Raw genomic sequence first — 18,964 nt, 5'->3', positions numbered from 1 at the left:
CCGCGCGGGGACGACCGGCGTCCTCGCCCCCGGCCCCGAACGGCCGACTCGAGTGTCGCCGAAAGGCCGCGGGCGAGAACGGGGCGCCGTCAGGCGCGTTCGAGGGTCGTCAGCAGACGGATGTGGGCGTCGACCCAGGCGGTGATCATGCGGCCGGGGTCTCCGGCGGACAACGCGGCGTGCAGGGCGGTGAGGGAACCGGCGGCGCGGGCCAGACCGACCCGGCGGAGGGCGTCGGCGGCCTCGGCGACGCGGCCGCGCACACCGTCGGTGACATGCCGCAGGCCGCGGTGCGCGACCTCGGCGGAGGCGGCCACGGCGCCCTCCAGGGCGGCCGTCAGGGGAGGGGGATCGGTGCGGCCGCCGGAGGCCAGGGCCGCGTCGCCGTCGCCGGGGGCCAGGTCGGGGAGGACGACGGCCCGGGGGGTCGCGACCGCCAGGGGGTCGATGACCAGGGCGCCGCCCACCCGGCCGACCGATCCGCTGACATGGTGGGGGTCGTCCTTGAGCGCCTCGGCCAGGGCGTCGAGGGCCCCCGGGGCGTGCGGGGAGTGGGTCGCGGAGACCACGGCGGTGGCGCCGGCGCGGTCGGCGATCACCGCCTCCAGCCGCTGCGCGGCGGGGTCGTAGCGCAGCTCGCGGACCGCGTCGACCTCGATGACGCGCACCAGCTCGGCGGCCACCCGGGAGCGGATCAGGCGCGGCGGGAGCGCGGTCATCGCGCGGTCCAGGGCGGCCAGGTCGCGGACCAGCAGCGGCTCGGGCAGGTCCGACCAGGCGGTGGCGGGGTCCAGCGGGGTGACCAGGGACCCGCCCAGCCGGCCGCCGCCGAGCTTGATGACGCGGCCGGCGCTGCGGGAGGCGGTCTGGGAGACCACCACGGCGGCGGCCAGGGACCGCAGGGCGGCCCCGGCGACCCTGCGGGAGGCCAGGTCGTGGCCGGTGACGATCTCCTCCTCGGCGACCTGCACCGCGCGCCGCAGCACCAGCACGATCCCCGAGTCGGCCTGGGCCAGGCAGATCGAGACGGTGCGCTCCCGGTCGGTGCCGCCGACCCGGCAGCCCACCCCGGTCAGCCGGACGTGCCGCAGCGGCGTCGAGGCCCGTTCGTCGGTGCCCAGGATCTGGGAGCGGGGGCTGCCGGCGGGGTGCAGGGCGGCGCGGTGCCGGGCGTGCAGCTCGGCCACCAGTTCGGCGAAGCGCTCGGGGGCGTAGCGGGCGTCGCGGTCGTGGTAGGCGACGATCTGGGCGGCCAGGTCCTCCAGCGCGGCGGCGGGCCAGTGCAGATCGGCGGCGGTCAGGTCGCGGGCGGCCGCGCGCAGCGTGTTCGCCGGGAGCCGGCCGGTGTTCATCGCCCCGTCCAGCAGCAGCTCGTCGACCACCTCCAACGCCGGCTCCAGACCGGAGGAGGTGACGGTGGCCGCGCCTCCGACGTCCAGCCGGACCTCCCGGTCGGTCAGCCCCGCCTCGTCCGCCGCCCGGAACGCCCACACCGCCAGCGTGATCATCTGGCCGCGCGAGGCGGCGGCCGCGTCGGTGTCCACATACCCCAGTTCGCCCGGCACCAGGAAGCGGACCGTGCAGGTCGGCAGTTCCACCGTCGCGACCGGGTCGTCCGCGGTGGGCCGATGGATGCGGGCCGCGTACCCGGCGCGGAACGTCCGGCGGGCGCCGGTGATCGCGTGCCGCCCGAACAGCCGGGCCAGCTCCTCGTCCTCGAACGCCCCCGGGGACCACTGCGAGCCGGGGCCCGCCGTCTCGGCGGTCTCCGGCTCGCGCCGGTCCGCGTCCCGGGCGGCCCCCGGGGCGGGATCCGCGGCGGTCTCGGGGGCGGTCTCCGTCTCGTGCCGCTGGTAGGCCAGCACCAGCGTGATGATGTGCCGGCACATCCCCGTCGCCGCGCAGGTGCAGCTCGCCCCCTCCAGGCCCGCGCCCGTCGGCAGGGACGCGGCCACCCCGTCGCCGAAGTCGCCGCGCACCGTGCCGTCGGGGTCGGTGGAGGGGACGGGCGCCTTGCCCGCCTCGACGTCCTTGGTGGCCCGCTTGACCAGCCCCCGGTTGGCCAGGGAGGCCAGTGCCTGCGGGGTCAGCGTGAGCAGATCGGTCCGTTTCATCAGCCCATCACGTCCGCGACGAAAGAGGCCAGCTGACCGGGGGTCATCGCGCCGACGTGCGCGCCGAGGTCGGCCAGCCGCTGCGCCAGCGCGCGGTCGTAGTCGGGTTCGGCGTCCTCGTCCAGCGCCGCCAGTCCCAGCACCCGGGTGCCCTGCTCCACCAGGCCGCGGACGGTGTGGAGCAGCAGCTGCTCGTCCCCGCCCTCGTAGAAGTCGCTGATCACGGCGACGATGGCGCGGCGGGGATTGTCCACCAGCCCGGCGGCGTAGCGGACGGCGCCGGCGATGTCGGTGCCGCCGCCGAGCTGCACGCTCATCAAGACCTCCACCGGGTCGGTGATCTCCTCGGTCAGGTCGACCACCGAGGTGCTGAAGGTGACCAGATGGGTCTTCAGCCCCGGCAGCCCCCACAGGCAGGCGGCGGTCACCGCCGAGTGGATCACCGAGTCCACCATCGACCCGGACTGGTCGACCAGCAGGATCAGCTGCCAGCGCTCCATGTGGCGGCGGGTGCGCGAGAGGAAGTGGGGGCGCTCGATGTAGAGCCTGCGCTCCTCCGGCCGGTAGTGCCCCAGGTTGGCGCGGAGGGTGCGGTGGAAGTCGAAGTCGCGGGCGCGGCGCCAGGGGCTCGGCCGTCGGGAGCGCGTGCCGTGGAACGAACGGCGGACCTCGACGGCGAGTCGTTCGAGCAGCTCCTTGACGACCGCGGCGACGATCCGCCGCGCCATCTCCAGCACCTCGGGGTTCATCAGGTGCTTGGTGCGCAGGACGGCCCGCAGCAGCGTCCGGCTCGGCTCGATGCGCGCCAGCACCGCCGGGTCGGTGACGATCTCGGTGATCCCGTAGCGTTCGACGGCGTCGCGTTCCAGCCGTTCGATCGTCTCCTTGGGGAACAGCCGGTGCACGTCGTCCAGCCAGTCCACCGGGGTCACCTGGGCCGCGCCCAGGCCCCCGCTCCGGTCCTCGCCCCCGGGCCCGCGCAGGCCGCCGCGGCGGATGCCGCGGCGGGCGTGCTCGGGGTCCCGCCCGTACAGCCAGTCCAGCGCCCGGTCGCGGGCGGCGGCCGTCTCGCTCAGCCCGCCCAGGTGCTCCTCGGCGGGCTCGCCCAGCACCAGCCGCCAGCGTTCCAGCCCGGCGTCCGGCAGCCTCATTCCGCTCGTCGCCTCTCCTCGGTCGGTGGCCGATCCGTCTTCCCGCGTCTCTCGCCGACGCCGCGGCCCGGTGTCCGGCGCCGTCATGTCGTGATCAGTCCTTCGTCGGTGAGGAGCCGATCCACCGTCTTCTCCAATGCGCCGGCCTCCGCGAGCGCCATCGGATCGGCGGTGGTGCGCAGCAGCGACCGCGCCGAGCGCAGCAGGGAGCCGGCCGAGCCGCGCACCCCGCGCAGCTCCAGCAGCCGCCGCGCGATGATCTCCCGTTCCCGGGGCGGGAAGTAGCCGAACGCCTGCCGCAGTGCCGGCAGCGCCACCAGGAACTCCTCCTCGGTCAGCTCGCCGATCAGCGTGTCCAGCACCGTCAGCACGGTGCGTTCGCCGGTCTCCTCGGCGGCCAGCACCTGCTCCCGGGCCAGCGCGAACAGCCCGGCCAGCCAGTCGCCCAGGGTGGCGGGGGCGGCCACGCCCAGCACCGCGCGGGCGGGGTCGGCGGGCTCGCCCAGCGCCCAGCACAGTCCGAACGCGGCGCCGCGCAGGTCCGGCGGGACCTGCGGGTCGGCGCCGACCCGGGCGGCCACGGCGAGCGCGGCCTCCCGGTCCAGCCCGATCGGCTCGGCCGCGTGCAGCAGCGCGTCGCGGACGGCGGCCATCGCGGCCAGCCGGGCCGGTTCGGCGGGGGCGGGGCCGCCGCGCACGCTCTCCACCAGCCACAGCAGCCGGGTGACGCAGCGTTCGATGACGAGGGCGGGGAGCGGGCTTCGGGCCAGGCCCAGCACCCGGTCGTGCCGCCACAGCGCCAGCATGGTCTCCAGCACTCTCCCGAGCGCCCCGATGTCGGGGCTGGCGTCGAGGCCGGCGGAGAGACTCTCGGCGATCTTGTCCGGCAGCTCCCCGCAGCCGCAGAACACCGCGTCGAACAGCACGTCGGCCAGCGCCGCCGCATCCCCTCCGGCCTCGGCGGCCCGTTCCTCCAGCGCCGCCAGCGCCGCGTCGGCCGGCGTCGCGCCGTAGGCGCCCGCCTCGATCAGCGCCGGCAGTCGATGCTCGCCCGGATGGAGGGTCCACTGCTCCTCCAGGACCTCCTCGGTGCCGGTGTCGGGCCCCGACTCGCGGTCGAACCCGGGGACGCCCAGCACCCGCAGCCGGTGCAGCAGCCTGCTGCGTTCCAGGTCCTCCCGATCGGTGAGCCGCAGCGTCACCGGCTCGGCCCCCTCCAGTCCCAGGCGCTCCAGGTCGGCCCGCACCCGCTCCACCAGCGGCGGGGCGGGGGTGTCGGGGTGCAGCCGTCCCGTCCGGTCGCCGCTGAGCGCGGCGACCATCTCGGCCACCACCGGGTGCGCGTCCGGACGCAGCGGGCCGCGGGAGGACCACGGCAGCGGGTCCTCCAGGTCCTCGGTGACCAGCGCCGACACCAGCCCGTCGAGCAGATCGGTGCGGCCGGGATGGCGGTGTCCGCGCAGCCGGGCCAGCCCCTCGGTGAGGGCGCGGGCGGCGATCAGGTCGGCCGTCGACACCGCCACGCCCCGCTTCCGCAGCCGCCGCACCACCGCCTCGGTGAGGCCGTCCGCGGCCTCGCGCGGGCCGTGCTCCCACAGCCGGTGGTAGTACTCCGGCGAGGGCATCCCCGACTGGTAGCCGGAGAAGGAGTCCAGCCGCCGGAAGGAGAACGGCACCAGGAAGCTGCCGCCCACCGACCCCTCCGGGGGCCGGGGGACCTGCGGCCACCCCCCGTCGTCGGGGTCGGCCGCCGGCTCGGCGACCAGGGCGCGCAGCGCCGGGGTGTGGAACCCCCCGGTGACCACGACCACCGGACGGCCGTCCGCGGCGGCCTCGGCCGCCCGGATCCAGCGGGCCATGTAGCGTTCGCGGGCGGTGTCCTCGCTGCCCGCCTCCGACTCCCCGCGCAGCAGGTCGAAGTAGGCCTCCAGCCGTTCGGCCAGGTCCGCCTCGTCGGGGATCTCGAACAGGTGGTCCCACAGGGCGTCGATGCCGTCGACGGCCAGTTCCCGGCACAGCCGCCGGGTGACCTCCGCGTACCGCTCGTCCGCGTCGGCGTACCGGTTGCGGCGGCCGGCCATGGCGTGGTGCCACACCGGCAGGTCGATGAACCGCAGCTCGGCCCCGCACGCCCGCCCGGTGTTCAGCGCCACCCACTCCGGGGAGTGCGCGCACAGCGGAGACCAGGCGGTGTGCACCAGGGGGCCGTTCCGGTGATGGCTGAAGATCGCGATCGGCGGTTCGTGCCCCAGCAGCAGTTCGTCCAGCCGCTCGTTGAAGTCGGCCGGTCCCTCCACCAGCACGTACGCCGGGCGCAGCCGCTCGATGGTGCGGTGCACCAGTCGGGCGCAGGCGGGGGAGTGGTGCCGGACGCCGATGAAGGTGACCGCCATCAGCCGGGAAGGGCGTGCCGCGCCCGGTACAGGGCCTTCCACTGCGGGCCCCGCCGCTGGGAGGCCTGCTGCTCCAGATAGCGGCGCAGGTGGGCCAGGTCCTCGGCGTTGTCCTTGGCGACCGTGCCGGCCAGGCACGCCACCAGATCCTCGGCGTTGCCCTCCTCACCGCGCAGGAACCAGCCGCGCAGCCCGACCGCGTGCGCGACCGACACCGCCTCGGCGGTGCTCATCCCCGTCGACGGCCGGTCGATGGTGCGGCCCTCGCCGGTCGTCCCGGTGCGCAGCTCCCGGAACATGGTGACCAGCACCTCCGTCAGCTCCCGGCGCGGCGGGGCCTCCACCCCGGACTGCTTCAGCAGCCGGGCCGCCTCGGTGTGCACCAGGTCCAGCTCGGTGTCGAAGTCGGCGATCGGGAACACCGTCTCGAAGTTGAACCGGCGTTTGAGGGCCGCGCTCATCTCGTTGACGCCCCGGTCGCGGGTGTTGGCGGTGGCGATGACGTTGAAGCCCTCCCGGGCGAACACCATCGACTCCGGCCCGGTCAGCTCGGGGATGGCCAGCACCCGGTCCGACAGCGGGCTCAGCAGGCAGTCCTGCACCTCCAGCGGGCAGCGGGTGATCTCCTCGAACCGGACGATCTTGCCTTCGGCCATGCCGCGCAGCAGCGGGGCGGGCACCAGCGACCGCGTCGACGGCCCCTCGGAGACCAGCAGGGCGTAGTTCCACGAGTACTTGATCTGGTCCTCGGTGGTGGCCGCGCCGCCCTGGATGGTGAGGGTGGAGTCGCCGCTGACGGCCGCCGCGATCAGCTCCGACAGCAGCGACTTGGCGGTGCCGGGGACGCCCACCAGCATCAGGCCGCGGTTGGTGGCCAGCGTGACCAGCGCCCGGTCGATCAGCGACGGGTCGCCGACGAACTTGCGGGCGATGCCGAGCCGCTCGTCGCCCATGATGAACCGGCGGGCCGCCTGCAGGCTCAGCGCCCAGCCGGGCGGGCGCGGCCCGGTGTCGTCGGCGCGCAGCCGTTCCAGCTCGTCGGCGAACCGCACTTCGGCGGGCGGGCGCTGCAGCGCCCGTTCATCGTGGGGGGTCTGCTGGGTCTGTGCCGTCATCGTCTCTTCTCGTCGTCGTGTCGTCGTGCCGTTCCCCGCGCCGCCCGGCGCGGGGAACGGCGGGGGTCACCGCGCGTGCCCGGCCAGCCAGGCGAGGTCGGCCAGCACCTCCGAGGCGGTGACGGGGTCGAGCTCGCCGAAGGAATGCCTGATCCGGTCGTCCGACCAGAAGTCGTCGGGACGGTCGTTGATCCACACGGTGTCGAGCGTCTGATCCTCCTGGTCGTCGCCTCTGACCCCGACCCAGATGCCCGGATCCAGATCGATCACCACGTGCAGGCCGCCGGGGACCGGCTTGGAGATCCAGCGTTCCACACCGTTGTCCAGGGGGGCGCCGCGCTCCCAGCCGCGGCGGGTGAGCCCGAGCACCGTGTACCCCGGGACGGTGACCCCCTCGAACCTGGGCAGGCGTCCCGAGGTGCGCTCCTCGTCGGTGAGCGCATGGACCTGTCGCATCAGCTGCGGGAACGGCTGCACGATCTCATAGTCGGCGAACACCTCCGACCAGACGGGGACGTCCTCGCCCAGGTCGATCGGGTGCGCGATCCCCACCGTCGCCTGCGCGGGGAGGGTCAGCGTCTCGTCCTCGGCGTCGGCCAAGGTGCGGTCCTCGGCGATGCGGAACGCCGTCGCGCCCTCGCCGGTCTCGGCGAGCCACACCAGCCGGCGGGCGATGTGCCACACCAGCGGATGCTCCACGAACAGCTCGCGGAACTCCTCGGGCGTCCAGCGGCGCCGCAGCACCATCGCCCGCTCCAGCCGCCGCACCTGGGTGCTCGCCACCGTCCGGACGTCCTTCTTCAGCTCGGTGAACCGCTTGTGGGCGGCGGGCGCCAGCTGTGGGTCGTCCTTGGCGCCGGGCTTGGGCAGCGTCTTGCGGCGCTTGCCGGACTCGTCGGTCACATACGGCTTGAGCTGCTCGTCGAACCCGACGGTGAAGCGGCGCGGGCCGTAGTCGAGGGTCAGGGTGCCGTCGGGGTCCAGTCCGAAGGCGGGCACGAGCCGGTCGGCGAGCTGGTCGGTGCTCAGCCCGAGGGAGTCGGCGACCTGGCGGATCTTGCGTCGCGCCGCCTCCCGCAGCCCCTTGAACTTGACCTTCTCGGCGATGCCGTTGAGGCTCAGCAGGGCCGTCTCGGTGCCGATCTCGGCGAGCACGTCCAGGCCGGTCACCGCGTGCTTGTGCCCGCCCTCCCCGGGCCAGGCCCGGATCACGGGGGTCAGCCTGCGCGCCGTCTCGTCGTCGCCGGTCCGGCCCAGTTGCCGGAACGCCCAGCCGTCCGCCGAGCGTCCGCCGTGGTCGCGCCACGCGGTGAACAGCGCCCACCCGAACTCCGCCAGCGAATCCGGGGCGCACGCCTCCTTGATCTCCTCCATCCCGTAGGGAACGGGCAGGGCCAGCGCCTCCAGGAGGATCTGCACGGCCTCGGCGGGCAGCGCGTGCCTCCGGTCCCGCAGCAGCACCTGGGGCAGCGCCGCCGGCCGCACCCAGTCGCCGATCTTGGCGGGTTTGACCAGGCCGGTGCAGGCGGGGTGGACGCGCAGCACCGCCTCCACGGCGTCGGCGGCCTCGTCCCCGTGGGCGGCCCGCGCGGCATGGACCACCTCGGCGATCCCGTGCCGGTCCGCGATGTGACGCAGCGCCGCCTCGGCCGGCCGCCACCGCTTGGCGGGCTTGTCGAGCGCCGCCGGCACCAGCAGCGGCACCGCCGCCGTGCCGTGCCGGTCCAGCCATGCCTCGGCGGCGTCCAGGCCCTTCTTGCCGTGGGCCAGCCACGCGGCCATCAGCAGCGCGACCTCGGCGGAGCGGAACGGCAGCAGCCGGTCGCCCACGTTCTGCGGGTTCCGCTCGGCCATGCGCAGCGCCACCGGCAGCGCCTCCCGCCCGTACCGGGCGATGAGCAGCCCCAGCCAGCCGATGCTGTGGTAGCCGTCATAGCCCTGCCAGTCCGCCAGCATCGACCGGACCAGCTCCTGCGGTCCGTGCACCATGAGCTCGAGGGCGCGATGCGACGTCGGGAATCTTCGGACCCTCTGAGCGAGCTCCTCCCAGTCGGGATCCGCCGGCACGGGGACCTGGTGCTCGACGGCCAGCCACTCCTCCCGCTCGCCGTCGGCCCAGACCATCTCGACCCCGGCGGGCGGCTCCAGCCCGGTGATGACCGGCCGGGACGGCCGCCGCCAGGGGCGCTCGGTCAGCACCGCGGGCACCGCCTGCGGCGGGGCGTCGGGGAGGAGGTCCGGTGCCGCCGTGAGCGGCTCGACCACGCGGCGGACCTCCTCGGGCAGCTCCGGCAGCGCCGCCTTGGCCAGGTCGCGTTCGGCGGCCACAAGCTCGGCCAGCAACGCCCGCGCGTCGGCCGTCTCCGCCGTGGCCAGCAGCCGCAGCGCCCGCAGGGGGAAGTTCTGCGCCGCCGTCCGCAGCGCGGCCCGCGCGTGCCGGTCCGCCGAGCGCTCCATCAGCGCCGTGAACGCCTCGTCCGAGGGCAGGGCGGCGATCACCTCGTAGATCAGCCTGCGGTTCTCGGCTTCGAGGTGGTGGTACCGCTGCAGCGGGGACAGCAGGAAGGGCAGCAGGTCCGCGCCGAGCCCGTCCGCCAGGGTCACCAGCATCGGTCGGGGGAACCCGCGGTACGGCGAGAGGACGTCGAGGGGGCTGCCGAGGCGGGTGAGGTGGTCGGGTGCGCTGACCGAGTGGCACAGCAGGCGCCACTCCCGCGTCCCGGTGGCCGGCGGGCGGGCGCAGCACTCGTCCATCCAGTCGACTCGGGTGGGCGTCAGGTAGGACGCCAGCCAGAGCGTCCGGGGCGCCCCGGGATCGCGGTAGCGGGCCAGCCGGTCCACCGCCTCCCGGTGGACCGGCTCGTCCGCCTGCGCCAGCAGCGTGCGGGCCCGCCGCAACAGCTCCTCCGAGGTCTCGCGCTCACCGCGCTCGACCCCCACCGGCTGTTTCCGCGAGGGTCCGTTTTCGGGGTGGATCCATTCGTGCCTCACGCGGGTCCGATCCAGCTCCGCCAGTGCGCACACGGCGAACGGCAGCCCGTGTTCGATGACCCAGGCGTCGAGGAACGCCGTGTACGGCTGCCTGCTCTCCCGCTCCGGCAGCCCTCCGCCCTCCACGGCGAGGGCCGCGATCGCCGCCGCCCCCGCCGGGTCGGGCTCTCCGCCGTGATGTCGCCGGGCCGCCTCGGACAGGGCGGGGTCGCTGTCGCGACCCTCCAGCAGCGCCCGGATCACCTCGCCCGTCTCCTCGATCAGCGTGCGGACGGTCCGCACCGCCCGTCGGTTCGGGGTCACCGTGGGCACGGGGACGCCGCCGCGCCGGGGGTGCAGGGAGTGCAGCCACGACTGGGGGGCGGCGAGCTTGTTCTCGGAGAGAAGTCGATCTTCCACGTCGTATCACCCTGGCAGAGCGGTCTGGACACGACGTTTGACGATCAAGGAGACCGATCGGATTCGCCGTGTCCGCTGTGATCTGAGGAACTCAGGGGGAAGGGCGGGATCTCCGAGGCGGGGCCGGACCGAGCGCCGGTGCGGGCCTGCGCGGGGCGGGCGGGAGCCGCCGCTCGGGGCGGGGGAGCGGTGGAGCCGCGGACGACCAGCTCGCCGGGCAGGGAGCGGGAGGGCGGGGTGCGGCCCTCCAGCAGCTCCAGCAGGGTGGCCATGCCCGCCGCGCCCAGTTCCTCGGCGGGCAGGGCGACCGTGGTCAGCTCCGGCTCCAGGGCGGTGGCCAGCAGGATGTCGTCGAACCCGGTGACCGAGACGTCGGAGGGCACCTCCAGCCCCAGCGTCCGGGCGGCCTTGTACGCCCCGGCGGCGATCTGGTCGTCGTCGCACACCAGCACGGTGGGGCGGTCGGGGCGGTCCAGCAGCGCGGTCGCCGCCCGGCGGGCCGCGGCCACGTCGATGGCCGTGGCCGCCCGGGTCAGCCGCCCGCCCGCCGCCGCCACCGTCTCCGCCAGCGCGCGGCCCCGCGAGCGGAACGTCCACTCGTCCACCTCGGCGGCCACATGCCCCACGTGGCGGTGTCCCAGCTCCAGCACGTGCCGGGCCACCCGCCGCATGCCGTCGGCGACGTCGAAGTCCACCGTCGGGGCCGGTCCGGCGGGGTCGCTGTCGAGCATCACCGCCGGGGTCCCGGCGAACTCCCCCAGCGCCTCGACCGCCATGGAGGAGGCCAGCAGCCCGTCGATCGCCTCCTGCGGGGCGGCGAACGGGCTGTCGGCGGGGCCCGAGCCGTCGGGCCAGGGGTAGACCACGATGCGGAAGCCGTGCTCGGCCGCCACCCGCGCCGCCCCGGTGTAGAGGGCGCCGAAGAACGGGCTGGAGAGGGTGGGCAGCATCAGCAGCACGGTGCGGGTGCGGCCCAGCCGCAGGCTGCGGGCGGCCTGGTTGGGGCGGTAGCCGAGCCGGGCGGCGGCCTCCCGGACGGCCGCGGCGGTGGCCGCCGACACCCGTCCCGTCCACTTGCCGGCCAGCACCAGCGACACGGTGGACTGTGACACGCCGGCCAGCTGCGCCACGTCCCGGCTGGTCGGCCGGGCGGCCGAACGGCTCGTCACGGGGGCCTCCTGGGTGAGCGGACGAGAAACAGAGTAGAGCCGGGGCCGTGTTCAGTGATACGTATGACGAAACGGAAGTAATACGTATGACTATCTGATCTCGGAACGAGGGGGACGGTGCGCGCCTATCTGACCTTCCTGCGGCTGCCGTACGCCGCCAGGCTGCTGGGCGGGACACTGCTGGGACGGCTGCCGAACGGCATGGGCGCGCTGGCGATCGTGCTGCACGTCCGGGCCGAGGGCGGCGGCTATCCGCTGGCCGGGACGCTGGCCGCCGTCTACGGGCTGGCCACCGCCGCGGGCCAGCCGGTGCTCGGCCGCGCCATGGACCGGCTCGGCCAGCCCCGCGTGCTCACCGTCTCCGCCTGGTCCGCCGCCGCGGGCTTCGCGCTGCTGGCGCTGATCGGCGTCGACCCGCCGCCGCTCGCGGTCGCGGCGGTGGTGCTCGCCGGGTTCGCCACCCCGCCGCTGGAGGCCGGGCTGCGCGCGCTGTGGCCCGCCGTCCTGCCGGGCCCCGCCCACGTCCGCGCCGCCTACGCGCTGGACGCGGCCTCTCAGGAGGTGCTGTTCACCGTCGGCCCGCTCATCGTGGTGGCCGCCGCCGCGCTGTCCACCGAGACCGCGCTGTGGCTCACCGGCGCCCTCGGCGTCGCGGGCACCGCCGTGGTCGCCTCCTCCCGGCCGTCCCGCACCTGGCGCGGCGAGCCGCGCGCCGCCGACTGGGCCGGGCCGCTGCGCTCGGCGGGGCTGCGCACCATCCTGGTCTGCCTGGGCTGCGCGGGCATCGCCCTCGGCGTCTACAGCGTGGCGGTCGTCGCCTACGCCGAACGGATCGGCATGGAGGCCGCCTCCGGCCTGCTGCTGGCCGCCATGTCGGCCGGCGCCCTCACCGGCGGGCTGGTGTACGGCGCCCGGTCGTGGCCGGGGGAGGACCACCGCCGCCTGCCCTGGCTGCTGACCGGGCTGGCGGCGGGCTACCTGCCGCTGATGCTCGCCCCCGCCCCGCAGCTGATGCTTCCGCTGGCGTTCGCCTCCGGGATCTTCCTGGCCCCCACCCTGGCCTGCAGCTTCACCCTCGTCGACCGGCTGGCCCCGCGCGGCACCGTCACCGAGGCGTTCGCCTGGATCGTCGCCGCCATCGGCGCGGGGGCCGCCCTGGGCTCCGCGGTCTCGGGCGTCGGGCAGGACCTGGCGGACGTCCCCGGGGCCTTCGCCGGCGCGGGCGCGGGCGGCCTGCTGGCCCTGCTCGCCTGCCTGGCCGCCCGGCGCACCCTGCGCCCCGCCCCGGCGGACCCGTCGCCGTCCCCGGCGACCGACGAGGCGGACGAGAGCGACAGGGCGGGCGAGGAAGCGGGCCGGATCGCCTGATCCGGCCCCGGCCGCGGCCACCCCGGTCGGCCGCCGGACGCGACCGGGCCGCGCCGTCGGAGCCGTGCGATCACGGCGGCCCGGCCGGAGCCGCACCGTCGAAGCCGCGGCTCAGGCCCGCGCCGTCAGATCCAGGAGTCGAACCAGATCCGGGCGTCCCACTCGCCGAACGGGATCACCTTCGCCGCCAGCACCGGATACAGATAGGCGAAATTGATCAGCACCAGCAGCAGGTAGGCCCCCATCACCGCGGCCCCCAGTATCCGCCGCTGCTCGGGGTGCAGCAGCTGCGGCCCCTTGGCCAGGCTGACCGGGCGGGGCCGGGCCGGCCCGATCAGCATCCCCAGCACCAGCACCACCGCCAGCGCCATGAACGGCAGCATCGGCGTGGCGTAGAACAGGAACATCGTGCGGTCCCGCAGCGCCGGCACGAACCACGGCAGCCAGCCCGCCAGATAGCCGGCCAGGATCGCCCCGGCCCGCCAGTCCCGCCGCGCCAGCCACACCACGATCAGCACCGCCAGCGCGATCAGCGCCCCCCACCAGAACACCGGGGTGCCGATGCCCAGGATCTCCTTGGCGCACCGGTCGACGTGGCACCCCTCCCGCGGCTCGGTGTAGTAGAACGCCACCGGCCGGCGCAGGATCGGCCAGTCCCACGGCCACGACTGGTAGGTGTGCGGGGTCGAGAGCCCGTTGTGGAAGTTGAAGATCTCCTTGTGGTAGTTCCACAGGTCCGGCAAAGCCTCCACCGGCCGCAGCAGCGGGTTGTCGGCCACCGTGCCGCGGCCCCAGCCGCCCGGCCGCAGGATCCAGCCCCACCAGGTCGCCAGGTAGACCAGGCCCGCCAGCGGCACCAGCAGCACGAACGCCAGGATCCCGTCCAGCAGGACCGCCCCGGCGTAGGGGTTGGGGACCCGGGCGGCGCGGCGGGCGCCCATGTCCCACAGCACCACCATGATCCCGAACGCGGCCATGTAGTACAGCCCCGTCCACTTGGTGGCGCATGCCAGCCCCAGGCAGATCCCGGCCGGGATCCGCCACCAGTGCATCACGAACGGCCCCAGCGGCCCGCCCCTGCCCTGCTCCACCAGGTCGGCGAGCCTGCGCCGGGAGACGTCCCGGTCGATCAGCAGGCAGGCGAAGGCCGCCAGGATCCAGAACATCACGAAGATGTCCAGCAGCGCCGTCCGGCTGGTCACGAACGCCAGCCCGTCGAGCGCCAGCAGGAACCCGGCCGCGCAGCCCAGCAGCGTCGAGCCGGTCATCCGGCGGCCCACCCGGCACAGGATCAGCACCGACAGCGTCCCGATCAGCGCCGGCATGAACCGCCAGCCGAACGGGGTCGCCCCGAACAGCCACTCGCCGATCGCGATCATCCACTTGCCGGCGGGGGGATGGGCGATGAACGCCGGGCCCTCGCCCCAGATGTCGGCGTTCGGCCCCTGCTCGATCAGCATGCGGTCGGCGTCCTTGACCGCGTTGTGCTCCCAGCCGAACTCCAGCAGCGCCAGCGAGTCCTTGGCGTAGTAGGTCTCGTCGAACACCACCGCGTTCGGCACCGCGAGCCGGTCGAACCGCAGGAACCCGGCGAACGCCGTCACCAGCAGCGGCAGGATCCAGCCCCACGCCCGGCTCTCGGTGACCGGCGGGGCCAGCCAGTCCCTCAACCGGGACGCTCGCACGCGCACCGGCTCGGCCTTCACGGGCTGGGTCTGCGTCATCGCCACCCCAGCATCGTACGGGCCCCCTCGCGCGCCCCCGCCCGCGTCCATGGGCCGCCCCCCGCCCCCGCCGCGCCGCCCGGACCCGGCCTAAGCTCGACGGGTGACCGAACGGACCGGAACGCTGATCCTGGCCGGGACCCCGATCGGGCGGGCCGAGGACGCCTCGCCGCGGCTGCGGGCGGCGCTGGCGGACGCTGCGGTGATCGCGGCCGAGGACACCCGGCGGCTGCGCAGGCTGACGGCCGAGCTGGGGGTTCGGCCCGCCGGGCGGGTGGTGTCCTACTACGACCACAACGAGCGGAGCCGCGCCGCCGAGCTGATCGAGGAGCTGAGGGCCGGACGCGATGTGCTGGTGGTCACCGACGCCGGCATGCCCGGCGTGTCCGACCCCGGATACCGGCTGGTGACGGCCGCGGTCGAGGCGGGCGTCCCGGTGACCGCGCTGCCCGGGCCGTCGGCGGTGACGACCGCGCTGGTGGTCTCCGGGCTGCCGTGCGACCGGTTCTGCTTCGAGGGGTTCCTGCCGCGCAGGCCCGCCGAGCGCGCCCGCGCCCTGGCCCGGCTGGCCGACGAGCCCCGCACCATGGTCTTCTTCGAGGCCCCGCACCGGCTGCCCGCCGCCTTGACGGCGATGGTCGAGGCGTTCGGCGCGGACCGGCCCGCCGCCGTCTGCCGCGAGCTCACCAAGACCTATGAGGAGGTCCGCCGCGGCCCGCTGGCGGAGCTGGCGGCCTGGGCCGAACCGGGCGTCAAGGGCGAGATCACCGTGGTGGTCGGCGGCGCGTCCGCCCCGGAGAAGACCGCCGACCCCGCCGAGCTGGCCGCCGCCGTCGCCGACCTGGAGCGCCGAGGCGTCCCCCGCAAGGCGGCCATCGCCGAGGTCGCCCGTCGCGACGGGCTGCCCAAACGCGTCGTCTACGACGCCGTCGTGGCCGCCCGCCGCTGACGCGCCCGGCCGGCGGATCCGGCGGCCTTCGCCCGCGCCCGCCGCTGTCATCGCGCCCCGGAAAGAGGGACAATGGGAGGAGACGGGCGATGCGACGGGCCGTCACCGGAGGTGAGGGCTCGTGCGCGACATGTGGACCAGCCGCGAGAGCTGGGTCTACCAATGCTGCCGGTGTTCGGCCATCTGGCACGAGGACTACGACGTCCGGCACTTCGACGACGGGCACGGCCGGGAGGCGTCCGTCTACCGGCGGGCCGGGCAGCAGACCACGCCGCCCTGGTACGACCACGAGTGCCCCAAGTGCCACAGCGCCAACGTCAGGGCGTTCACCGGGTTCTGGGACGAGCCGATCCAGGTGCGCAACCGCGGCCGCGCCAAGGACCTGGCCCTGGTCTCCAGGCTGCGCCGGATGGGGGCGTACTGACCCGTCCGCCGCCGGTCAGGACGAGGCGACGGCGGACCGCTCCGCCGAGCCCTCGTGCGTCCCCTCGTGCGTCTCGCCCTCCGCGGCGGCCGTCGTGCCCCTCCGCTCCCGCCGTCGCGTCAGCGCCCTCCCCAGCGGGCCGGCGAACGCCATGCCCGCCGCCAGCGAGGCCAGCGGCACCGCCGGCAGCACGTACCGGTAGTCGAACTCGGCGGTCGCCGCCGGCGCCAGCAGCAGCCCGGTCGCCAGCGTCCACGGCAGGAACGCCGCCCCGCCGAACCGGCGCCACAGCGGGATCATCCCCGCCAGCCCCGCCAGCAGCAGCGCCCCCACCATCGTGCCGCGCAGGTACACGTGGTCCTGATAAGTCCGGATGATCTTCCCGAACGGCTCGACCACCCGGGGCTGCGCCCTCCCCTGCTCGTAGGCGTCGGCCACGTCGGCGGCGGTGGAGTGGGCGTCCATCGACCAGACCGGCAGGGGCTGGACGGTCTCCTCGAACTCATACAGCCGGTAGGTCTTCAGGTCCGGGAACACCTCGCGCTCCCAGCGGAACGCCCGGAAGAAGTCCCCGGCCACCACGGCGGCGTAGTCCCCCGGCTGGGCCATGATCGCCTTGCGGGAGAAGCTCCCGGCGATCGCGTTCTGCCGCGGCCCGAACCGCAGGTCCACCACGCGTTTGAGCGGGGAGCGCCGGTCCCAGATGCCGTCCTGGGAGTTGGGCAGCTTGTGGTCCGGCAGCACGCACAGCTGCTGCTCGTCGACCGTCAGGTTCGGGATCTTGCGGCAGTCGGCGAACTTGTAGGCCCGGGCGAACAGGAACACCCCGCTGCTCTCGGTCATCGCGAACGGGCCGTGCACCTGGGAGTACCAGCCCATGTAGCAGACCACCGGCAGCGCGCAGGCCGTCAGCGTCGCCGCGATCGCCCGCCAGCCGACCCGCTGCAGCACCATGAACACGCAGATCCCCAGCAGCACCGGCATGCCGACCGACCGGGTCAGCCAGGCCAGCGCCACCAGCAGGCCCGCGCCGGCGGCGGCCGGCACGGTGGGCCGCTCGTTCCACAGCAGCAGCGTCACCGCCGCCGTCACCCAGAAGATGAACGAGGCGTCCGACAGCACCAGGTGCTCCAGCTGGACCTGGTAGGCGTCCAACAGGACGGGGGCGGCGGCCAGCGTCGCGCCCCATCCGGGCAGCCCGAACCTGCGCCGCAGCAGCGCATAGATCAGCACACCGGTGGCCAGCCCCATCAGGTGCTGGACGGCGGCCACCGCCGTGAAGCTGTGCAGCGGCCTGAGCGCCAGCAGCAGGAGCGAGTACCCGGAGGGACGCAGCGGATGGGGATAGGGGTTCAGCGCCGCGTGCAGATAGTCGAAGCTGTCGTTGAAGAACAGCGCCGGCCGGTAGGCCGCCATCGCCGTCAGCCGCACCAGCGCCGCCACGGCGATGAGCACGCTGAACGCCGGGTGCCGCCTGATCAGAGCGGACACCCGCGCCGGCAGGGCGAACCGGAAGGGATCACCGCTCATCCCGGTGGCCGCCGATCTGCTCAGCCGATCTGCTCAATTGCCGACCCTAACCTCTCCGGGCCGTGCTGCCCGTATGCTTGTCCCTCAAGCTTGCCGCCTGTCGCTGTCGCGGCGAGGGCGATCGTGTCGCGACTGCGCAACACGATACGGGCGCCGGCGGGCGGAGCGGACACCTGCTCCGGCCGCTCCACGGGGCGTGCATCATGGAGTGCGGCCGCCCATGGAACGCATCGAGAGCAGATGACGAGCACTCAAGACGGTCACCAGCGGTAGCGAAGGAGATCTCCGTGGAACTCTCCGTGGTGATGCCGTGTCTGAACGAAGCCGAGACGATCGAGACCTGCGTGCGCAAGGCGATCGGCTTCCTCGAGGAGCACGGCATCGACGGCGAGGTCGTCATCGCCGACAACGGCAGCACCGACGGCAGTCAGCAGCTCGCCAGGGCGGCCGGGGCACGCGTGGTGCCGGTGGCCGACAAGGGCTACGGCAACGCCCTGATGGGCGGCATCCGGGCGGCGCGGGGCCGGTACGTGGTGATGGGCGACGCCGACGACTCCTACGACTTCACCGCCCTGATGCCGTTCCTGGAGCAGCTGCGGGACGGCGCCGACCTGGTGATGGGCAACCGCTTCAAGGGCGGGATCGAGCCCGGCGCCATGCCGCCGCTGCACCGCTACCTGGGCAACCCGGTGCTGAGCTTCATCGGGCGGCTGTTCTTCGGCAGCAAGATCGGCGACTTCCACTGCGGGCTGCGCGCCTTCCGCAAGGACTCGATCATGCGGCTGGGGCTGCAGACCGGCGGGATGGAGTTCGCCAGCGAGATGGTGGTCAAGGCCACCCTCGCCGGCTACGACGTCCGCGAGGTCCCCACCACCCTGTCCAAGGACGGCCGCTCCCGCCCGCCGCACCTGAACACCTGGCGGGACGGCTGGCGGCACCTGCGCTTCCTGCTGCTGTACAGCCCGCGCTGGCTGTTCCTCATCCCGGGCCTGGCGTTCATGCTGGTCGGCCTGGTCGCCGGCGTGGCGCTGTCGTTCGGGCCGGTGCGGGTCGGCGATGTGGCGTTCGACGTCGACACGCTGGTCGGCGCGGGCGCGGCGATGGTGATCGGCTTCCAGTCGGTGCTGTTCGCGCTGTTCACCAAGGTGTACGCGATGCAGGAGGGCTTCCTGCCGCGGGACCGCCGGGTGGACCGGCTGGTGTCCTGGTGGACCATGGAGCGCGGGCTGGTGCTGGGCGGCCTGCTGGCCCTGGCCGGTCTGACCGGGCTGGTGGCCTCCCTGCTGCACTGGCGGGTCAACAACTTCGGTGAGCTGGACCCGCGTCAGTCGCTGCGCATGGTGGTGCCGGCGGCGACCGCGCTGGTGATGAGCTTCCAGGCGATCTTCGCCTCGATGTTCGTCAGCATCCTGCACATCCGCCGCCGCGAGCACCCGCCGCTGACCGACGCCGCCGACGAGGCCGCCGTGGTGGTGGACGCCGCCGCCGACCGGGTGGCCGCCGAGGAGGCCGAGCAGGCCGGACGTGCCGAGCGGGCCGCGGAGGAGGACGCCGCCGAGGCCTCCGCCGGCGCATCGGGCGGGGAACGTTGACGGCGGCGGACGGCCCCCCGACCGCCGTGACCGGGCCGGGCCCTC

12 protein-coding genes are annotated in these 18,964 nt (G+C 74.6%); 4 read left to right on the top strand and 8 right to left on the bottom strand.

Annotated features, from left to right (window positions below):
• Positions 1-89 precede the first annotated feature (89 nt).
• The 6 genes from EIO00_RS08960 to EIO00_RS08935 form a co-directional block, all read right to left on the bottom strand.
• Entirely contained in the window at positions 90-2,114 is a 2,025-nt protein-coding gene (locus EIO00_RS08960) for a hypothetical protein (RefSeq protein WP_140177075.1), read from the bottom strand.
• The gene (locus EIO00_RS08955; RefSeq protein ID WP_140177074.1) at positions 2,114-3,265 is read right to left on the bottom strand and encodes a VWA domain-containing protein; all 1,152 of its coding nucleotides are present in this window, start codon (positions 3,263-3,265) and stop codon (positions 2,114-2,116) included. The genes EIO00_RS08960 and EIO00_RS08955 overlap by 1 nt, the downstream gene beginning before the upstream one ends.
• An 83-nt stretch (positions 3,266-3,348) precedes the next feature.
• A complete protein-coding gene (locus EIO00_RS08950) occupies positions 3,349-5,658 on the bottom strand; it encodes a DUF5682 family protein (protein WP_140177072.1) in 2,310 nt (769 codons plus the stop codon).
• Complete coding sequence (locus EIO00_RS08945; protein WP_140177070.1) at positions 5,658-6,773, bottom strand: ATP-binding protein; 1,116 nt, start codon at positions 6,771-6,773, stop codon at positions 5,658-5,660. Before EIO00_RS08945 ends, EIO00_RS08950 begins: the two co-directional genes overlap by 1 nt.
• Before the next feature lie 66 nt (positions 6,774-6,839).
• The gene (locus EIO00_RS08940) at positions 6,840-10,163 is read right to left on the bottom strand and encodes a DUF4132 domain-containing protein (protein WP_140177068.1); all 3,324 of its coding nucleotides are present in this window, start codon (positions 10,161-10,163) and stop codon (positions 6,840-6,842) included.
• Between the two features lie 44 nt (positions 10,164-10,207).
• Entirely contained in the window at positions 10,208-11,332 is a 1,125-nt protein-coding gene (locus EIO00_RS08935) for a LacI family DNA-binding transcriptional regulator (protein WP_140177066.1), read from the bottom strand.
• A gap of 117 nt (positions 11,333-11,449) precedes the next feature.
• On the opposite strand from EIO00_RS08935, the gene EIO00_RS08930 reads away from it, so the two are divergent.
• The gene (locus EIO00_RS08930) at positions 11,450-12,700 is read left to right on the top strand and encodes an MFS transporter (protein ID WP_140177064.1); all 1,251 of its coding nucleotides are present in this window, start codon (positions 11,450-11,452) and stop codon (positions 12,698-12,700) included.
• A 125-nt stretch (positions 12,701-12,825) separates the two neighbouring features.
• On the opposite strand, the gene EIO00_RS08925 is transcribed toward EIO00_RS08930, so the two are convergent.
• Positions 12,826-14,424, bottom strand: coding sequence for a dolichyl-phosphate-mannose--protein mannosyltransferase (locus EIO00_RS08925; protein ID WP_140177062.1), 1,599 nt, complete (start codon positions 14,422-14,424; stop codon positions 12,826-12,828).
• Positions 14,425-14,527: 103 nt separating this feature from the next.
• Between EIO00_RS08925 and rsmI the strand changes: the two genes are divergently transcribed.
• Both rsmI and EIO00_RS08915 read left to right on the top strand, forming a co-directional pair.
• Positions 14,528-15,373 (top strand): 16S rRNA (cytidine(1402)-2'-O)-methyltransferase, encoded by an 846-nt coding sequence (gene rsmI / locus EIO00_RS08920; RefSeq protein WP_140177060.1) that lies wholly within the window; start codon positions 14,528-14,530, stop codon positions 15,371-15,373.
• Between the two features lie 121 nt (positions 15,374-15,494).
• A complete protein-coding gene (locus EIO00_RS08915; RefSeq protein WP_140177058.1) occupies positions 15,495-15,797 on the top strand; it encodes a hypothetical protein in 303 nt (100 codons plus the stop codon).
• Between the two features lie 15 nt (positions 15,798-15,812).
• On the opposite strand, the gene EIO00_RS08910 is transcribed toward EIO00_RS08915, so the two are convergent.
• Positions 15,813-17,327: a hypothetical protein gene (locus tag EIO00_RS08910; RefSeq protein ID WP_175596163.1), complete on the bottom strand. Its 1,515-nt coding sequence runs from the start codon at positions 17,325-17,327 to the stop codon at positions 15,813-15,815.
• A gap of 287 nt (positions 17,328-17,614) precedes the next feature.
• Between EIO00_RS08910 and EIO00_RS08905 the strand changes: the two genes are divergently transcribed.
• Positions 17,615-18,919, top strand: coding sequence for a glycosyltransferase family 2 protein (locus tag EIO00_RS08905; RefSeq protein WP_140177056.1), 1,305 nt, complete (start codon positions 17,615-17,617; stop codon positions 18,917-18,919).
• Positions 18,920-18,964: the final 45 nt, after the last annotated feature.

It is taken from the genome of Thermomonospora catenispora (assembly GCF_006363815.1).
Classification (GTDB): Bacteria; Actinomycetota; Actinomycetes; order Streptosporangiales; family Streptosporangiaceae; genus Thermomonospora; species Thermomonospora catenispora.
This window is presented reverse-complemented; position numbering and strand designations above follow the sequence as displayed.